Source organism: Streptomyces sp. EDA2-14 (assembly GCF_054963755.1).
Genome location: NZ_JBUEGE010000005.1, coordinates 127,342 through 144,871 on the forward strand (window position 1 = coordinate 127,342; position 17,530 = coordinate 144,871).

A 17,530-nucleotide genomic window follows, 5' to 3' on the forward strand; every position below is an offset into this window, starting at 1 on the left:
CTCGATGGGGCTCGAAGGGGTGGGGTCAGGCGCGCGGGCCGTGGAACGCCGCGGCCGCCGCGCGCAGCCCCCGCACCCCGTACTCGATGACCGGCTCCGCCTGCGGGCCGAAGCGCGGCGAGTGGTTGCCGGGGATGCCGGGCCGTGGCTGCGTCGGGTCCTCGCCCGCGTAGAGCCCGGGGTCGAAGCTGCCCCACATCCAGAACACCGAGGGGCAGTCCAGCGTCGTGCCGAAGACGCCGAAGTCCTCGCTGCCGGAGAGCGGGCGCGCCATGTGCTGCACGCCCTCCTCGCCGTAGACCTCCACCAGGGCGGCGCGCGCCCGCTCGGTGGCGTCGTCGTCGTTGACGGTGAGCGGGAAGGCGTTCAGCGGCTCGAACTCCGGCTCGCGCGGGGCTCCCGCGGCCTGCGCCTCACCACGCACGATCCGCTCGATCGCGGCGAGGACCCGCGTCCGCACCTTCGGGTCGAAGGTGCGGACGTTGACCTTCAGTTCGGCGGTGTCCGGGATGATGTTCTCCTTGTGCCCGGCCCGGAACGAGCCGACCGTCACCACGGCCGCGTCCTGGGCGGCGATCTCGCGGGAGACCACCGTCTGCAGCCGGGTCACCACGTGCGCGCCCAGCACGATCGGGTCGACCGTCAGCTCGGGCTGCGAGCCGTGTCCCCCGGAGCCGAAGAGGCGGATCCGGAAGCTGTCCGCCGCCGACATCGTGGTGCCGGGACGCAGTGCCACCGTGCCCGTGGGCAGCGGGCTGACGTGCTGGCCGAGGCAGACGTCGGGCCGCGGGAAGCGGTCCGCGAAACCGTCGTCGACCATGGCCTGCGCGCCCGCCGCGATCTCCTCGCCCGGCTGGAAGACGGCGAGCAGTGTGCCGCTCCAGGTGGTGCGGTCCGCGGCGTAGAGGGCGGTCGCGCCGAGCAGTGCGGTGACGTGGTGGTCGTGACCGCAGCCGTGCATCACCGGTACTTCGTGGCCGTCGGGGCCCGTGGCGGTGTCGGTCGACGCGTACGGCAGTCCCGTGTCCTCGGCGAGCGGCAGCCCGTCGGTGTCGGCGCGCAGCAGGAGCGTGGGGCCCTCGCCGTTGGTGAGCGTGCCGACGACGCCGGTGGTGCCGACGTGCTCCGTGACCTCCCAGCCCTGGGCACGGAGCACGGACGCGATGATCGCGGCGGTGCGGGTCTCGTGCATCGACAGCTCGGGGTGGGTGTGCAGGTCCCGGTACAGCTCGCCGAGGACGGGCAGCAGCTGTGCGAGGCCCTCGTCGGCCGGGGTGCCCGCGGGCAGTGCGAGCCGGGCGGGGTCGACCGGGCAGGCGGGCGGCGTGGTGACGGTCATGCGTCGGAGCTCCTTCGCTGAGTACGTGGGACGAGTGGGTCAGTCGCGGACGGCGGGTCCGAGTCGGGAGCGCAGGGCCTCGGAGGTCTGCGGGGCGATCAGGGCGAGGACGGCGGTGAGCGCCGCCCCCAGGGCGAGCACGGCGAAGGCGACGGTGAACGAGTACGTGTCCGCCAGATATCCCATCAGGATCGGCACCAGAACGCCCGCCGACTGACCGCCGAAGTTGATCATTCCGGAGGCGGCGCCGCTCAGCCGGGTGGACAGCGTCCGCAGCGGGACGGCGAAGACCGGTGTGAAACAGAATGTGCAGGCGGCGAAGGCGAGACACAGCAGGGTCTCGAACGCGGCCAGGCCCTCGGCCTGTGTCATCGCCAGCACCGAGGCGCCCGCGACCGTCATGGACGGGGCGACGAGCAGCGCGGGGCGGCCCTTCACCCGGTCCGCGCACCAGCCGCTGACGATCATGGCGAGGCCGCCGAACAGTGCGGGCAGCGCCGTGAGCAGTCCCGAACTCTCCAGCGAGAGACCGCGCTCGGTCTGGAGGTACGACGGCACCCACGACGTGAGGCCCCAGGCGAGCATGCCGTAGCCGAACAGCATCCCCACGTACAGCCACATCGCGGAGGTGGCGAGCAGCGCACGGGTTCCGCCGCCGCCCTCGGCGGACTCCCGCGCGGCGACGGGGCGCGCCGGGGGCAGCAGGAGTTGGACGAGGACGAAGGTCGCGACGCCGAGGCCGGCGACGGCGTAGAACGACATGCGCCAGCCCCACAGGGCGATGACGGGTCCGGCGATCAGCGGCGCGACGACGGCGCCGAAGGAGTTGGACGAGGAGATCCAGCCGCTCGCCGTCATCCGCTCGCGCGGCCCGGTGCGTTCGGCGACGGCCTTCATCGCGGCGGCGGGGAAGATGCCCTGCCCGGCGCCGAACAGCACCCTGATCACGACGAGCGCGGCGAAGGACCAGGCGGTCCCGGTCAGTGCCGTGAACGCCGACCAGACGAGCATCGCCCACAGCAGGATCCGCTTGGATCCGAACCGGTCGGCGAGCAGTCCGCCGGGGATCTGGCACGCCGCGTAGGCGAGGAAGAACGCGGAGAGGACGAGGCCCTGTTGGGTGCGGTCGATGCCGAATTCGGCGCCGATGTGCGGCAGCGCGAGGTTGATCACGAGCCGGTCGATGTAGTCGACGATCCAGGCGAGGAACAGCAGGCCGACGGTCGTCTTCGCGGCCCGGTCGAGCCGGACCCGGCCCTCGGCGGGCGCGGTGTTCTCGTCGGTGGATGTCTTGGTGGCGCTCACGGCGGCTCCACGGTGTGTGTCGCGTCTGGGGGTGGGCGCGCACGCCTGGACCCGCGGACGGGTCGACGTCCGGGCAGGCGCGCACAGGTCCGTGCGGCGGGTGTCCGCCCCTGTGCCGGGGCCGCCGCAACGGCGGGTGCGAGTGGCCCCACAATGGTCGCCATGCCGTCCGCTCCCGCACCGATGCCGGAATCCAGCGCCCCTGAGGCGCAGGATTCCGTCTCCCCCTCTGCCGACATGTACGACACACACGCCGTCGACCTGCCCGGCTCCCCCACTGCCGACATGTGCGATATGCGGGACCTCGACGAGACGGACATGGCGCTCGTCGACGCCTTGCAGACGAGTCCCCGTGCCCCGTGGTCGCGGATCGGCGCGGTCCTCGGCATCGACGCCACCACCGCCGCCCGCCGTTGGGACCGGCTGCGCGTCTCCGGCCTCGCCTGGAGCACCGCCTACGAGACGTGGGAGCGGCATGCGCGGGGGCAGGGGCTGTGCACCGCGTTCGCCGATGTGGCGGTGGCTCCCGGCAGCATGGCCGCCGCCGTGGAGGCGGCGTGCGCGGATCCGCGCGTGGCCAGCGTCGAGCGGACCACCGGGGGCGGCTCCGGCGGCACGGACGGCGGCCTCTTCCTCACGCTTTTCTGCTCCGGTACGGCGGCCCTGGCGCGCTTCGCCGACGGTCCGCTTGCCCGGCTGCCGGGAGTCCGCGACATCCAACTCGCCGTGGTGCTGCACGGATACCGCGAGGGCGCGGACTGGAAAGTGCACGCGCTCGACCGGGGCCAGCGCTCCCGTCTCGCGTCCGACGGGGCCGGTGGCGGCGCGGCGGGCCAAGGCCACGGCGACGCCGACCGCGCGCTGCTGCACGCCCTGTCCTTCGACGCCCGCCGCCCCTACAGCGACCTCGCCCGCGCCACCGGGACCAGCGAGGCGACGGTCCGCCGCAGACTGGCGCGGATGCTGTCCTCGGGCCAGGTCAGGATCCGCTGCGACGTCTCCCATCTGGCGGCGGGGCGCCCCGTCATCAGCACGTACCGGGTCGCCGTGCCCTCCGCCGAACTGGACGCCGCGGGACACCTGGTGGCCGCGCTGCCCGGTGTGCGGCTGTGCATGGCGGTGACCGGCGAGGCCAATCTGCTGGTGTCGACCTGGGCGCGCTCGCTGAGTGACGCCGCCGGTTTCGAGGTCCGCCTCGGTTCCCGGCTGCCCGCCGCCCGCGTCCTGCGCCGTGATGTCAGTCTGCTGACCGCCAAGCGGATGGGACGTCTGCTGGACGACGAGGGGCGCGCCCGCGGGCATGTCCCGCTGCGGCACGACGCCTGACCACCCGCCCGTCGGCTGCGGGCGGGTGCCGGGCCGCCGTCAATTCCCCGGCAGCAGCACCGCCTTCAGCGTCCGCCCGCCCCGCTGGTCCGCCACCGCCCGGTCGAACTCCCCGAGACCGTACGTCGTCACCAGCTCGTCCAGCGGCAGCCTTCCCTTCTCGTAACGCCCCAGCAGTTCCGGCACGAGCTGCGAGGGTTCCGCGTCTCCCTCGACGCAGCCACGGAGTTGGATCCCCCGCAGCATCAGGTCCCGCACGTCGATCTCGGCCCTGGCGGGGCCGAGGCCGACCACGGCGAGCGCGCCGCGCGGCCGGAGCAGGGCGAGGGCGCGGGTCAGCTGTTCCGGGCGGCCGGTGGTGTCGAGGGCGTGGGTCACCGACGGGAGCGGGTCGTCCAGTGAGGCGACCGCGGTCGCTCCGAAGCGGACCGCGAGGTCGCGGCGCGCGGCGACCGGCTCCGCCACCACGACCTCCGCGCCCTCGGACAGGGCGGTCAGCACGGCCGCGGTACCGACGGCGCCCGCGCCGACCACCAGGAGCCGGTCGCCAGGACCCGGTCGCAGGACGTTGAGGACCGCGCCCGCCCCGGTCAGGAATCCGCAGCCGAGCGGGGCGGCGACCCACGGCGGTACGTCGCCGACCGGCACGCAGGAGCGGGCGTCGGCGAGCGCGGCCGTGGCGAAGGACGACTGCCCGAAGAAGGAGCCGAACACCGGGGCGCCGCCGACACGGATCGTCGGGGTGCCGTCGGGGCGTCGTCCGGAGTTGTTGAGGGTGGTCGCGAGGTCGCAGTAGGCCGGATGTCCCGACCGGCACTGGCCACAGCGGCCGCAGTGCGCGAACGAGAGCACGACCCGCTCCCCCACCTCCAGGGTGTCGACCTCCGACCCGAGCCGCTCCACCACACCGCAGCCCTCGTGGCCGAGCACCGCCGGGCGGTCGCCGAGCGCCTTGCGGGTGGCGAGGTCGGTGTGGCAGACGCCGACCGCCTCGATACGGACGAGCACCTCGTGCGGCCGGGGATCGTCGAGTTCGGCCTCGACGAGTTCACTGGGCGCGGCGCCGCGTGAAAGCAGAACCGACGTCTTCCTGTGTGGTCCGGTCATGCGTGGTCCGGGGTTTCGCGTTCCAGGCCGAAGTAGAAGTGCCGCCCGTCCGCGAGTACGACGCCCGGCTTGCCGTTCATCACGCCCATCAGCGTGTCCTCGTCGACCCGCTTGAAGTGGTCGAGGACGGGCATGCCGTCGTAGACCATGGTGGCGGTCACCTCGCCGCGGAACTCCACGTTCCACACGCTGGCCTCGCCGCGGCCCGACGTGGTGTCCGAATAGAGGGCGCCGTCCTCGGCGCGGCAGATCAGCGGTTTGGCGTCGTCGAGCGCGTCGAAGCGCTTTCCGTGCCAGCGGCTCGCGGCGAGCACCTTTTCGATGGGGTGGCCGGTCAGGAAGGCGAAGCCGCGCCAGGAGCCGAGGAGCTCCGAGGCGTCGAGCGTCTCCAGATCGGCCCACAGGGCGTCGAGTTCGGCCGGGTCCAGCGGTCCGTCCGCCGTGCGCAGTGCCTGCCAGCGTTCGTTCACCGTGCTCATCGCACCCCCAGTCGGCGCATCAGGGCCAGTTGGCCGTTCGTGCGGCGGATGAAGGCCTTCACCGAACTCTCCTCGGGTGTGGTCGGTCCGAGCGGCAGCAGCCGCTGGGTCGCGATGGTCCGGCTCTCGGTGTACTTGCGGATTCCCTCGGCGCCGTGGCGGCGGCCGAGGCCGCTGTCGCCCATGCCGCCCATCCCGGCCTCGATGCTGCCTGCCGCCGCGGCGGCGCCGTCGTTGATGTTGACCGATCCGGCCCGGATCCGGCCCGCCAGCCGGGCCGCGGCGCGGGTGTCCTTCGACCAGATCGACGCCGAGAGACCGTAGGTGCCCTGGTTGGCGAGGTCGACCGCCTCGTCGTCGGAGGCGTAGGGGTAGAGCGAGACGACCGGGCCGAACGTTTCCTGCGCGCACACGGCCATCTCGGGCGTGACACCTTCGAGGACGGTGGGTTCGTAGAAGAGCGGGCCGATGTCGGGGCGCTTCCTGCCGCCCGCGAGGACGGTCGCGCCCTTGGCCACCGCGCTGTCGACGTGCTCCTCGACGGAGGCGAGCTGGGCCGTGGACGTGAGGGAGCCGATGTCCGCCGAGTAGTCGTAGGGCCGCCCGAGGCGCAGGGCCTTGGTCGCGCGGACGAGTTCGTCGCGGTAGGCGGCGTAGATCGACTCGTGCACGTAGACGCGCTCGATGTGGATGCACATCTGGCCCGTGTTGGCGAAGGCCGCGGTGACCGCGCCGGCGGCCGCGGCCTTGATGTCGGCGTCCGCGCGCACGATCAGCGGGTTCTTGCCGCCGAGTTCGAGGGAGGCGCCGACCAGGCGGCGGCCCGCGCGCTCGCCGACGGTGCGTCCGGTGCCGGTCGAGCCGGTGAAGCAGACGTAGTCGACGGCCTCGACCAGGGCCGTGCCCACCACGGATCCCGGCCCGGTGACGATCTGCCACAGGTCGGCCGGCAGACCAGCCTGCCCCATCAGGTCCCGCGTCCACAGCAGGGTCAGCGCCGTCTGCGAATCCGCCTTGGAGACCACGGCGTTGCCCGCGAGGAGGGCGGGCAGGACGTCCCCGACGCCGAGGTAGAGGGGGTAGTTCCAGGGCGAGATGATGCCGATCACGCCCTTGGGCGCCCGCACCTCCCTGACCCTGGTCGCGCCGGGCACCATCCCGCGCACCCGGCGGTCGGCGAGGTAGTGACGGCCGCGCCGGGCGTAGTGGCGGGCGATCGTCGCGACCTGGGCCACCTCCATCCAGGCGTGGTAGCGGGCCTTGCCGGTCTCCCACTGGATGAGGTCGAGCGCCTGGTCCTGGCGTGCGAGGAGCAGGTCGTGGAAGGCGAGCACGGCCTCGGCGCGGCGCTTCGGCGGTGTCCCCGCCCAGGACGTCTGGGCGGCCCGGGCGCCCGTCACCGCCTCCGCCGCGTCGTCCGGCGTGCACGTCGGGACGGTGGCGGTCGGCGTCAGGTCGAAGGGGGCCACCGCGGTCAGCGGCTCGGGGCTCTCCGCCTCCGCACGTTTCGCGTCCCGGCGCACCCACCCGCACCACCGCGCGATCAACTCCTCGGTCACCCAGGCGGGTCGGGCCTGTTCCGTGGTCATGCGGGCTCCTCGCTCGTACGGGACCGGGCCCGTGTCGGGGTCCGATGCGCACCGGTCACTCCGACACTCTGTCGGCACTCTTGCCGACTCTCTTGTCGATGACTGCGCGCCTCGCTATGTTAATCAGAAATCACATCCTGGAACAAGATTTGAAGCGTGGCGGAAACGCCAACGGCCTGCACAAGCTGGCCTGTTGAACCGCCTGGCCAACCAGGAAAGCGAGTAAGTCAATGACAAATCTGAGCCGCAGAAGTGTCCTGTCGCTCGGCGCCGCACTCGGGCTCGTCGGCGCGACGGGCACCGCCACCAACGCCTGGGCCTGGTCGCCGACGGGCTCGGTCGCGGGAGCCGGCGCGGGCACCGACCCCGAGTACGTGTGGGACGACGAGATCGACCCGCTGATGGCCAAGATCATCACCAGTGGTCAGGTCCCGGCGGTCAACAAGGCCATGGAGCCCTGGGTCAACAACAACGACCCACTGCCCAGCGGACTGCCCCCCGAGCTCACGACGTACCTGCAAGGCGTCAACAAGCTGCCGAGCTGGGCGGATCCGAAGAAGCTGGCGCGCGCCGCCGACTTCAACCGGCGCAAGGACACCTACCTGTTCCTGCTGTACGGACTCGGCAGCGGGATCATGAGCACCGTGATCCCGCGTGAGGCGAAGAGCGTCTACTGGTCGGCCGGCGGCGCGGACATGCAGGACCGCGCGGCCAAGACCTTCACGTTCGGCTACGACCTGGCGCAGCTGAAGGGCCTGGAGCCCGAGGGCCAGTTCATCGTCACCGCGAACAAGACGCGCATGGTGCACGCAGCGGTGCGGCACATGCTGCCGCAGTCGCCGCACTGGTCGGCGGTCGCGGATCAGAAGATCCCGATCAGCAACGCCGACATCCTGGTCACGTTCCACAGCCTCGGCACGTTCGTGCGCAGGAAGCTGCTGGAGTGGAAGGTGCCGTTCGGGGCCGAGGACCAGGAGGCGTTCCTGCACAGCTGGCAGGTCGCCCTGCACCTGCTCGGTGTGCGCACGGAGTACATCCCCAAGTCGTGGGACGAGGCGGACAAGCAGTCGGCGCAGGTCCTCACGCCGATCCTCTCCCCCACCACCGAGGGCATCGAGCTGGCCGAGGACCTGCTCGGGCTGACCGCCCAGATCGACCTGGGCGTCACGCGCGGGTTCCTCAACGAGTTCGTGCGCTACGTCCTCAGCAACGAGATCGGCGACTGGCTGGGGCTCAAGCGCGACTACGCGTCGGCGACGCTGATCCGCACGGTGTGGCCCGCCTTCATCCTCTTCCGTGAGGGGCTGAACCCCGTCGCACCCAGCGCGTTCTACATGTTCGACCAGTTCATCCGCGCGCTGGCCATGGCGTTCCTGAACAAGGGCGCCTCCGGGCAGACCACGCCGATCGTGATCCCGACGCACAACCGGCAGGACTGACAAGGCCCGTGCGGGCGCCGGGGCTCACCGCTCAGAGCCCCAGCGCCCGCACGACGAGCCCGGCCACGGTGCCCCGCTGCTCGGCGCCGTCCCGCCACCGCATGCTCCGCCCGGCCTCGACCACGACGCCGAACGCGGCGTGCACAAGGACGCGGGCCTGCCGCGGGTCCAACTCGGGCCGTGCAAGGCGCAACTGCTGCTCCCACACGGCGATGTGCTCACGCTGCGCCAGCACCAGGGGGCGCTGCAACTCGGCGGGCAGGCCGACGAACTCGGCCTCGGCGACGCTCGTCAGCGCGGTGTGCTCGAAGCTGTAGGCCACGTACGTCGCCGCGAGCGCCGACAGCGCCTCGTGCGGGCCGGTCGTCCCGTGCAGGTTCTGCTCCACCGCCTGGGCCAGCAGCCCCGCCGCCTGCAGGCAGGCCGCCGCCAGGATGTCGACCTTCCCCGGATAGTGCCGGTACAGCGCGGACGGGGCCAGGCCCACGGCCTCCGCGATCTGGCCGTTGGTGACCTGGGCGAATCCGTCCCGCGCGAACAGCGGGACGGCCGCCGCGAGGATCTCCGCGCGCCGCGAGCGCGCCACGGGGAGGACCGGGAGTTCGACGGGGCGCTCCCCGCCCGCGGCCTGCGGGCCGGGCGCAGGGTCCGCCTCGACGACCCGCAGCGCGCACGTCAGCAGCAGTTCCTCGGCGCGGCGCTGGGCGATGGACGTGCGGTGCATCGTGATGGAGCCGACCGCGCCGAGCGCCGCCACGACCCGCAACTCCTCGCGGCCTGCGGGGTATTCACGGCGCACCGCCTCGGTGACGCGCCCGACGAGGCGCGCGAACTTCCCCCGCAGCAGCCTGCGGTCCTCCCGGTTGAGATAGCGGGCCTCCCACCGGTACACGCCACCCTCGGCGCGGCGCTTGACGGTGATCCGGATCAGGGCGGTGAGCAGCTCCGCCGTGTCCGCCTCGGGCGGCAGCGCGTCGAGCGTGGCGACGAGCCCGTCCACCATGGCGTGCGCGCACTCGGAGAACAGTGCGTACTTGTTGGGGAAGTGCCGGTACAGGGCCGCCGCGGTGATGCCCACCTGGGCGGCGATCTCCTCCATGGACGCCGCGTGGTAGCCGCGCTCGCTGAAGAGACGGCCGGCCGCCTCGACGATGAGCTGCCTGCGGTTGCGGGGGCGCGTGGCCGCCATGGGCTCCGCCGTCATGAACGGGCCGACGGGTGCGGGGACGGTGACAGGAGCGGGGCCATGCGGCCAGTCAATCACAAGCCCCGACACATGAATCCGGGTCCAACTGCCGGTGCCGGACGCGGATGTCCTCAAGCGCTCACCAAGCGGTACTCACCGTTGCGGAAAGCTTCCGCTCACGAGCGGTCAACAGGTGGTCAAGATCGGACCGATGGTGGTGGATGCACGGTTCACTCAACTGCTGCCGCACGTGCGTCGGCACGTGCCGCGCCCCTGACTGCCCGGCACGGTTCAGCGCCCCCTGAACCGTGCCGGGCGGGCCGCCTCCGGCTCACTGGCCGCTGATGTTGACCATCCAGTTGACGCCGAAGCGGTCCGTGCACATGCCGAACTCGTCGCCCCACATCTGCTTCTCCAGCGGCACGGCGACCGTCCCGCTCGCGGACAGCCCCTCCCAGTAGCCACGCAGCGCCGCGGCATCGTCGCCACTGACGCTGACCGAGATGTTGGTGCCCGCCGTGTGGTCCATGCCCGGCGGGGTGTCCGAGCCCATGATCGTGAAGCCGTCCGGGGTCTCCAGGAGGGCGTGCATGATCTTGTCGGCGAAGTCGGCGGGCGCACCGCCGCCACCGGCCTCCCCGAAGGTGTTCAGGGCGAGTTCGCCGCCGAACACCTCTTTGTAGAACTCCATGGCCTGGCGGGCGTCCCCGTTGAAGGCGATGTAGGGGTTGAGGCGAGAAGCCACAGCACGTTCCTTTCCGGATGATTCGCGTGGAGTGCTCGGACTTCCGCATTATTCGACGTCGGCCGCGCCCCCGCACCGGGAAGACCGGCCGACCGGCTCAGGCGGCCCGCCTCTGGCGGTTCAGCTCGGCGATCATCGCCGCCAGGTCGTGGTCGTCGGCGTCGGCACCCTGCGTCTCGGCGGTGCGGACGAACATCTCCCGCTCGTACGCCGTCAGCGCGGCCTCGACGTCGCCGGGGTGCTCGGCCAGGGCCCGGCCGAGGCCGGCTCCGTCGAGCATCGCCAGGTTGGCGCCCTCGCCGTTCGGGGGCGCGAGGTGGGCGGCGTCGCCCAGCAGGGTGACGCCGGGGACGCGGTCCCAGTGCTGGTCGGCCGGCAGCCCGTACAGCGGACGCAGGACCGGCGTGCCGTCCGCCTCGGTGATCAGCGCGGCCAGCTCCGGCGTCCAGACGTGGAACTCGCGTGCGAGCCGCTCGGTGACCGCGGCGGCATCGGTGAAGTCGAGGGCGTCGAACCACTCCCGCGGCTCTTCGAGACCCACGTAGGCGTGCAGGGTGCCGCCCCGCTCGCGGTGCGCGAACAGCTCGCGGCCCGGCTTCATCGAGATCATCATCCCGCCGCCGACCGCCTTCGCCGTGGCCGGATGCCGGGTGTCGGCGTCGTACAGGTAGGTCTCGACGACCGATTTGCCGGAGTACTCGGGGGTGGCGGAGGTGAGCAGCGGCCGGACCCGTGACCAGGCTCCGTCGGCGCCGACCAGCAGGCCGGTGTCGACCTGTGTGCCGTCCGCGAAGGTCACCTCGTGGCGGCCTTCGCCGAGCGCGCGGACGCCGGTGACCTTGTGACCCCACCGGACGGTGCCGGCCGGGAGGGAGTCGAGCAGGATCTGGCGCAGCTCGCCGCGGTAGACCTCGGGGCGGCCGCCCGTCCCGTCGTCGTCCTCCTCGAACAGGACGGTGCCGTCCGGGTCGAGGACCCGCATCGCCTGGTGGCCCTCCAGCACGATCGCGCGGAACTCGTCCATCAGGCCCGCGGCCTCGACGGCGAGTTGGCCGTTGTAGTCGTGGATGTCGAGCAGTCCGCCCTGGGCGCGTGCCATCGGCGAGGACTCGCCCTCGTAGACGGTCGCCGGTATGCCGTGCAGGTGCAGGACGCGGGCGAGCGTGAGGCCGCCGAGGCCGGCGCCGACGATCGTGACGGTGGTGGTCGCGGAAGGTGTCGTCGAGGAAGTCATGACCACAATCTCGCCGCGCCCGGCGACAGGGCGCCTACAGACCACCGACCGCCGCCGACAGCCCACCGACAGCGGTCCCCTCCGGGCCGCGCCCGGAGGGGACCGATCCGTCAGCGCAGTACTTCGAGCGCCCAGTAGTCCGCGGGGCCCTCAGCGGTGTACGGCACGTCGCGCCGCCGCTCGACGACCTTGACGGCGCCGTCGTCCACCTGCCCCTGCACGTACTCCACGAAGTCCGTGCCCTGGAGGTACTTCGAGAAGGTGCTCACCAGGACGAGGCCGCCGGGCTTCGTGACACGCAGCAGCCCGCGAAGGGCCGTCGGAGGCACATGGCCCAGGGTGAACACGCCGCACGAGACGCTGACGTCGTAGGTGTTCTCCGCGAACTCCACCAGGCCCTTGTTCATGTCCACGCCCGCGGTGAGCGAGCGGTAGATGCCCGTCTTGCGGGCCTCGGCCACCATGCCCTCGCTGAGGTCGAACCCGTCGATCACGGTGACACCGCGCCGCGTGAGCACCGATCCGACGAGGCCGGTCCCGCACCCCCCGTCGAGGACCACGGACCCGGCCCCTATCGCACTCGGATGGTCGTCCGCCATGGCGCCGAACAGCTCGCCGATCTCGCCGGGCCCGCGGTAGTCGGTGATCCGGAGGTCCTCGTCGTACGAGGCCGCCCAGTCGCCGTAGTACGTGTCGATGCGGTCGGGGATCCCGTCGAGACGGTGCGCCCGCTTTATCCGATCTTGACTCTCTGACACCCAAGTCTCCCTTGTTGCCGGACAGTTGACGCCCACAGTGGGGCCCAGTGCGGGCGGGCCCTCCGGTGGCGACGTTCGGGCCGCTACCCGGGAAGTCGTCCGACGAACATGACCGGGTACCGACTGGCCGGTTACAGCCGATGGGGCCGGTTACAGCCGGTGAGTGGCGGTGGTGAAGCGCGCCAGGGTGTCAGGCAGCGGTTCGATGCCGATGCCGGGCCCCGTGGGCACCGAGAGGCAGCCGTCCTTGTCGAGCACGAACGGTTCGGTGATGTCCTCGGCGTAGTAGCGGCTGGAGGCGGAGGTGTCGCCGGGCAGGGTGAAGCCGGGGAGCGCGGCGAGCGCCAGGTTGGGGGCCCGGCCGATGCCCGTCTCCAGCATGCCGCCGCACCACACCGGCACACCGTTGGCGACGGCCACGTCGTGGATGCGGCGGGCCTCCAGGTAGCCGCCGACGCGGGCGGGCTTGACGTTGATGATCCGGCAGGCCTCCATGGCGATGGCCGTGGCGGCGTCCCGCGCGCTGTGGATCGACTCGTCCAGGCAGACGGGCGTGCTGATGCGCTGCTGGAGCCGGGCGTGGGCGCGCAGGTCGTTCTCGGTGAGCGGCTCCTCGATGAGCAGCAGCCCGAACTCGTCGAGCTTTCGCAGGCGTTCGGCGTCGGCGAGGGTGTACGCGGTGTTGGCGTCCACCTGGAGGGGCAGCGCGTCGCCGAAGCGCTCGCGCACCGCGCGCAGCGGCTCGAGGTCCCAGCCCGGCTCGATCTTCAGCTTGATGCGGACGTACCCCTCGGCCAGATACTCCTCCACGTCGTCGAGGAGGTCGGGGATGGAGTTCTTGATGCCGACGGAGACACCGGCGGGCACCCGCTGCCCGGTGGCCGAGCCGAGGTAGGTGGCCAACGGCATGTGGTGGGCGCGCAGTTCCGCGTCGAGCAGCGCCGTCTCGAGGGCGGCCTTGGCCAGCTCGTTGCCCTTGACCGGCTCCATCGCCGCCCCGGCCGCGGCGGCCCGCGGCTCGGGAAGCGCCTTGACGCGGGGCAGCAGGAAGTCCCGGATGACGATCTCGGCGCCGGCGATGAACTCGGAGCAGTACAGCGGATCGGGGTCGCCGGCGAACTCCGACCAGCCCTCGGCCTCGTCGGTCACCACGTGCAGCAGGAAGGCGTCCTTGGTGTCGACGCTGCCGAACGACGTACGGAACGGCTTGACCAGCGGAATCGCGATGTGCAGGAGTTCTACGCGCTCGATCTTCATGCCTGGTCCTCCGGGGCGGTGGGGGCGGTCGGGTGGGTGAGCAGATACCAGCCGTCGCGGGACATCGCGGTCGCGCGCAGGCCCTCCGCGTACGCCGAGGTGAAGACCTCCCGCACGGCGTGCCGCCAGCGCAGCGCCGTGTCCGGGTCGGTGGCGCGCAGGGCGACGACGTCCTCGGGCACGCGGCACCACACCCGGTCGTCGTCGCGTGCGGCGAGCGGACCGCCGTCGGGGGCCTTGGCGAGCACGGCGGCCTCGGCGCGGCCCGCCACGGGGTCGGGGGCGTACGGGGCGTCGGCCGTCAGGTCCCACAGGGCGGTGAGGCGGTCGGTCTCGTCGCCGTTGTTGATGCCGTCGTCCATCGGCCCGTAGAAGTCGACCTGGTACTCGCTGGCGACCGCGCCCAGCTTCACCAGGTTGAAGCGGGCGTTCCTGGCGACGAGCGGGTCGAAGGTCCAGCGCATGGTGCGGGCGCCGCGCTCAAGGGCCCAGACCCGCTGGGCCTGCTTGACGGCGTGTCCGGTGCCGCGGTCGGAGACGGCGGCCGCGGCGGCGAGCGAGTACACGTCCCGCTCGGCCGGCGGGCCGAACACCGCCACCGACGCGCCGACCACGTCGTCGCCCACGCGGGCGGCGTGCACGGCGCCGCCCGCGTGGGCGACGCTGTGCAGCACGTCGGTGTGGAAGGGCGGCGCGGAGCGGGGCATCTGCCACACGTCGGCGAGGAAGTCGGCCACCGCCCGCAGCCCTGCCACGTCGTCGACGGTCGAGGTCGTCAGATCGTTCATGGCACGAGTCTCGGGGCGGGCGCCGGGGAGGGGCTTGTGGAGGAGGCCAATCATCGGCGTCTAGCCTGTTGCGATCGGCCAACCCCCCGCTCCCGCCGTCGGCGAAAGGTTCACCCATGGACACCTGCACGCTGGGAAACCTCCTCGACGCCCTCGGCGGCTCCACGCTGCGTCTCTTCCAGGCCCCGCACGGACTGACCGTCCCCGTGACCGAGGTGCTGCTGCACGATCCGCACGCCCCGCTGCCGGAGCGGGCGCCGGGCGCCCTGCTCCTCGCGGTGGGCGTGCGGGCGGACGAGGCGGGGCCGCTGGTGCGGGCCGCCGGTCGAGCGGGGATGGCGGGCGTGGTGGTGCGCGGCGACGGGGCGGGGGCGGCGGCCGACGCCGAGGCGGCGGGGGCCGCGCTGCTCGGGACGGACCGGGACGCCGCCTGGCACCAGGTGTTCCAGCTACTGTCGTCCGTCGTCGGCGCGCACGGGGCACGCACCGCGCCGCTGGGCGAGGACGCACTGCCCGGCGATCTGTTCGCCCTGGCCAACGCGGTCGCGGCGGCCGTCGGCGGGGCGATCGCCGTGGAGGACCTCGGCCGGCAGATCCTCGCGTACTCCACGATCGCGGGCCAGCAGGTCGACGAGACCCGGCGGCAGGGCATTCTCGGCCGCCAGGTCCCCGGCAGCCCCGAGAACGACGAGGACTACCGCCTGCTGTACGCCGCCGAGGGCCCGCTGAGGCTTCCCGGAGTGACCGCCGACGAGCTGCCCCGACTGGCCGCCACCGTGCGCGCGGGCGGCGAACTGCTCGGCTCGATCTGGGCGGTGGACGCTGGGGACCTGGCCGCCGACGCCGCGGACGCGCTGCGTCAGGGCGCCTCGGCCGCCGCGATGCTGCTGCTGCGGGCGCGGGCCGCCGACGAGCTGGCCCGGCACCTGAGCAGCGACCTGCTGCGCCGCCTCCTCGACGGTTCCATCGAACCGGGCGCCGCCGCGCACCGCCTCGGCCTCGCGCCCGACGCCCCGGTGCGGGTCGCGGCGTTCGCGCTCGCGGGCGCGGCGACCGCGCAGGACGGCGGGCAGGCGGCGCTGCGCCTGCTCGACCTCGTACGGCTGCAGTGCCAGACCCGGTACGGGCAGCACGCCTGCGTCCTGCTCGACGGGGTGGTGTACGCACTGCTTCCGGTGGTCGGCGCCGCCGACCACGCGGCCGACCGGCATCTGCGGATCGCGGAGGACATCGTGCGCCGCGCCGAGGAGGCGCTGCGGATCTCCGTGCGGGCCGGGCTCGGGCACGCGGTGGCGGGCGTCGGCGGGGTCCGGGACTCGCGCGCCGACGCCGATCTGGTGCTGCGGGTGCTCGGGGCCGGGCAGGTGGCGGACGCCGGGCAGGTGCGGGCGCAGACCTCGCTGCTCGTGCTCGGTGAGTTCCTGGCCGACCGCAGGGACCAGGCCGCGGGTCCCTGGCGGGACGTCCTCGCGCACGACGCCGCGTACGGCACGGAGTACGCCCGCACGCTCATCAGCTGGCTGGACGCGGGCTGCGACGCCGGGCGGGCGGCGGAGAAGCTGGTCGTGCACCCCAACACCTGCCGCTACCGGCTGCGCAAGGCCCAGCAGCAGCTCGGCATCGACCTCGACGATCCGGACCAGCGGCTCGTGCTGTGGGTGCAGTTGCGTACGTTGGCGGGGCTACGAGGCTGAGTCCCGGTCGAGGAGCCAGCCGCGCAGCCGCTCCTCGCACGCCCGCACCTCTCCCATCGGTACGAACTCGCTCGGCGTATGAGCCAGTTGCGGGTCGCCGGGGCCGCAGTTCAGCGCCGGTACGCCGAGCGACGCGAAGCGTGCCACGTCGGTCCAGCCCAGCTTCGGCCGCGGTGCGACGCCCAGGGCCCGCACGAGACCGGCCGCCGTGGGCCGGTCGAGGCCCGGCAGCGCGCCCGGCTCGGCCTCCCTGATCCGCACCTCGTACTCCGGGAAGAGCCCGCGCAGGTACGCCTGTGCCTGTTCGGGCGAACGGCTGGGCGCGAAGCGGAGGTTGACGGTGACCACGCACTCGTCGGGGACGACGTTGGAGGACACCCCGGCGCGTACGGCGACGGCGTTGAGGCCCTCGCGGTACTCCAGGCCGTCGATCGTGATCCGCTCCGGGACGTGCGCGTGCAGCCGGGTGAGGACGTCGCCCGCGAGGTGTGCGGCGTTGCTGCCCATCCAGGCGCGGGCGGTGTGTGCCCGCTGTCCCGGCACGACGATGTCGGCGAGGAGGAAGCCCTGGCAGCCGGCCTCCACGCCGCCGTCGGAGGGTTCGAGGAGCAACGCCAGGTCGCCTTCGAGCAGTTCGGGCCTGCGGGCGGCGATCACCGCGAGACCGTTGCGGTCGCCGACGGTCTCCTCGCACTCGTAGAAGGCGAAGGTCACCTCGCGGTTCAGCGGGCGGCCCGCCACGGCGGCGGCCAGCTTGAGGGCGACGGCGACGCCGCCCTTCATGTCGCAGGCGCCGAGCCCGTACAGCCGCTCGCCCTCGCGGCGCGCCGGGAGGTTGCCCGCCTCCGGGACGGTGTCGAGGTGTCCCGCGACGACGACGCGCTCGGGGTGTCCCGCGTCGGTGCGGGCGACGACGGAGTTGCCGACGCGCTCCACGGCCAGGCCCGGCAGCGCGCGCAGCGCCTCCTCCACGGCGTCGGCGAGCGGCCCCTCGGCGCCGCTCTCGGAGGGCATGTCGACCAGTGCCTCGGTGAGTGCGACGACGTCGGCGGCGAGGTCGAGGGGCACGGCTGATCTCCTTCGCGTCTGCGGCGCGGGGTGTCCGCGGGGTGCGCCCACCATGCTCGGACGGCCGCCCCGGCAGCGGGTTGTGACATCGGCCAACACCCCGCGCGGCACTTGTGCCGATCGGCCAATGTGCGGGGCCCGCCCGTCCCGAAGGATCCGCAGCCTCACCGACCGATCACCGACGACCCGTCACCGTACTCGTCGTACAGGAGGACC

General features: G+C 72.8%; 15 protein-coding genes. 3 read left to right on the plus strand and 12 right to left on the minus strand.

Annotation, left to right across the window (positions count from 1 at the left end; translation table 11 throughout):
• Nucleotides 1-25: 25 nt before the first annotated feature.
• Both ACY34M_RS16115 and ACY34M_RS16120 read right to left on the minus strand, forming a co-directional pair.
• A complete protein-coding gene (locus tag ACY34M_RS16115) occupies nucleotides 26-1,339 on the minus strand; it encodes an amidohydrolase (protein WP_462717088.1) in 1,314 nt (437 codons plus the stop codon).
• A gap of 39 nt (nucleotides 1,340-1,378) precedes the next feature.
• Nucleotides 1,379-2,644 (minus strand): MFS transporter, encoded by a 1,266-nt coding sequence (locus ACY34M_RS16120; RefSeq protein WP_462717087.1) that lies wholly within the window; start codon nucleotides 2,642-2,644, stop codon nucleotides 1,379-1,381.
• Between the two features lie 162 nt (nucleotides 2,645-2,806).
• On the opposite strand from ACY34M_RS16120, the gene ACY34M_RS16125 reads away from it, so the two are divergent.
• Nucleotides 2,807-3,970, plus strand: a complete 1,164-nt coding sequence (locus tag ACY34M_RS16125; protein ID WP_462717086.1) for an Lrp/AsnC family transcriptional regulator — start codon at nucleotides 2,807-2,809, stop codon at nucleotides 3,968-3,970.
• A gap of 39 nt (nucleotides 3,971-4,009) precedes the next feature.
• Here the strand turns inward: ACY34M_RS16125 and ACY34M_RS16130 are convergent, their stop codons facing one another.
• From ACY34M_RS16130 to ACY34M_RS16140, 3 genes are read right to left on the minus strand one after another with little or no spacing between them, the layout of a single operon-like run.
• Nucleotides 4,010-5,077: an NAD(P)-dependent alcohol dehydrogenase gene (locus ACY34M_RS16130; protein WP_462717085.1), complete on the minus strand. Its 1,068-nt coding sequence runs from the start codon at nucleotides 5,075-5,077 to the stop codon at nucleotides 4,010-4,012.
• Nucleotides 5,074-5,556 (minus strand): DUF4334 domain-containing protein, encoded by a 483-nt coding sequence (locus tag ACY34M_RS16135; RefSeq protein WP_462717084.1) that lies wholly within the window; start codon nucleotides 5,554-5,556, stop codon nucleotides 5,074-5,076. The genes ACY34M_RS16130 and ACY34M_RS16135 overlap by 4 nt, the downstream gene beginning before the upstream one ends.
• Nucleotides 5,553-7,145 carry a succinic semialdehyde dehydrogenase gene (locus ACY34M_RS16140; protein ID WP_462717083.1) on the minus strand — a complete coding sequence of 531 codons (1,593 nt, stop codon included), beginning with the start codon at nucleotides 7,143-7,145 and terminating at the stop codon, nucleotides 5,553-5,555. Before ACY34M_RS16140 ends, ACY34M_RS16135 begins: the two co-directional genes overlap by 4 nt.
• Nucleotides 7,146-7,375: 230 nt before the next feature.
• Between ACY34M_RS16140 and ACY34M_RS16145 the strand changes: the two genes are divergently transcribed.
• Nucleotides 7,376-8,584 (plus strand): oxygenase MpaB family protein, encoded by a 1,209-nt coding sequence (locus tag ACY34M_RS16145; protein WP_462717082.1) that lies wholly within the window; start codon nucleotides 7,376-7,378, stop codon nucleotides 8,582-8,584.
• A 31-nt stretch (nucleotides 8,585-8,615) separates the two neighbouring features.
• On the opposite strand, the gene ACY34M_RS16150 is transcribed toward ACY34M_RS16145, so the two are convergent.
• The 6 genes from ACY34M_RS16150 to ACY34M_RS16175 all read right to left on the minus strand — a co-directional run bounded on the left by ACY34M_RS16150 (nucleotide 8,616) and on the right by ACY34M_RS16175 (nucleotide 14,552).
• A complete protein-coding gene (locus ACY34M_RS16150; RefSeq protein WP_462717081.1) occupies nucleotides 8,616-9,788 on the minus strand; it encodes a TetR/AcrR family transcriptional regulator in 1,173 nt (390 codons plus the stop codon).
• A gap of 313 nt (nucleotides 9,789-10,101) precedes the next feature.
• Complete coding sequence (locus ACY34M_RS16155; protein WP_462717080.1) at nucleotides 10,102-10,515, minus strand: VOC family protein; 414 nt, start codon at nucleotides 10,513-10,515, stop codon at nucleotides 10,102-10,104.
• A gap of 97 nt (nucleotides 10,516-10,612) precedes the next feature.
• Complete coding sequence (locus tag ACY34M_RS16160) at nucleotides 10,613-11,749, minus strand: FAD-dependent oxidoreductase (RefSeq protein WP_462717079.1); 1,137 nt, start codon at nucleotides 11,747-11,749, stop codon at nucleotides 10,613-10,615.
• A 110-nt stretch (nucleotides 11,750-11,859) separates the two neighbouring features.
• On the minus strand, nucleotides 11,860-12,507 hold the full coding sequence (locus ACY34M_RS16165) for a class I SAM-dependent DNA methyltransferase (protein WP_462717078.1): 648 nt from the start codon (nucleotides 12,505-12,507) through the stop codon (nucleotides 11,860-11,862).
• 150 nt (nucleotides 12,508-12,657) lie between these two features.
• Nucleotides 12,658-13,764 (minus strand): o-succinylbenzoate synthase, encoded by a 1,107-nt coding sequence (gene menC / locus ACY34M_RS16170; RefSeq protein WP_462717077.1) that lies wholly within the window; start codon nucleotides 13,762-13,764, stop codon nucleotides 12,658-12,660.
• Entirely contained in the window at nucleotides 13,761-14,552 is a 792-nt protein-coding gene (locus ACY34M_RS16175; protein WP_462717076.1) for a chorismate synthase, read from the minus strand. The genes menC and ACY34M_RS16175 overlap by 4 nt, the downstream gene beginning before the upstream one ends.
• Nucleotides 14,553-14,668: 116 nt before the next feature.
• On the opposite strand from ACY34M_RS16175, the gene ACY34M_RS16180 reads away from it, so the two are divergent.
• A complete protein-coding gene (locus ACY34M_RS16180) occupies nucleotides 14,669-16,246 on the plus strand; it encodes a PucR family transcriptional regulator (RefSeq protein ID WP_462717075.1) in 1,578 nt (525 codons plus the stop codon).
• On the opposite strand, the gene dapE is transcribed toward ACY34M_RS16180, so the two are convergent.
• Nucleotides 16,235-17,368, minus strand: a complete 1,134-nt coding sequence (gene dapE, locus ACY34M_RS16185) for a succinyl-diaminopimelate desuccinylase (RefSeq protein ID WP_462717074.1) — start codon at nucleotides 17,366-17,368, stop codon at nucleotides 16,235-16,237. The two genes, ACY34M_RS16180 and dapE, sit on opposite strands and share 12 nt — an antisense overlap.
• Nucleotides 17,369-17,530 lie beyond the last annotated feature (162 nt).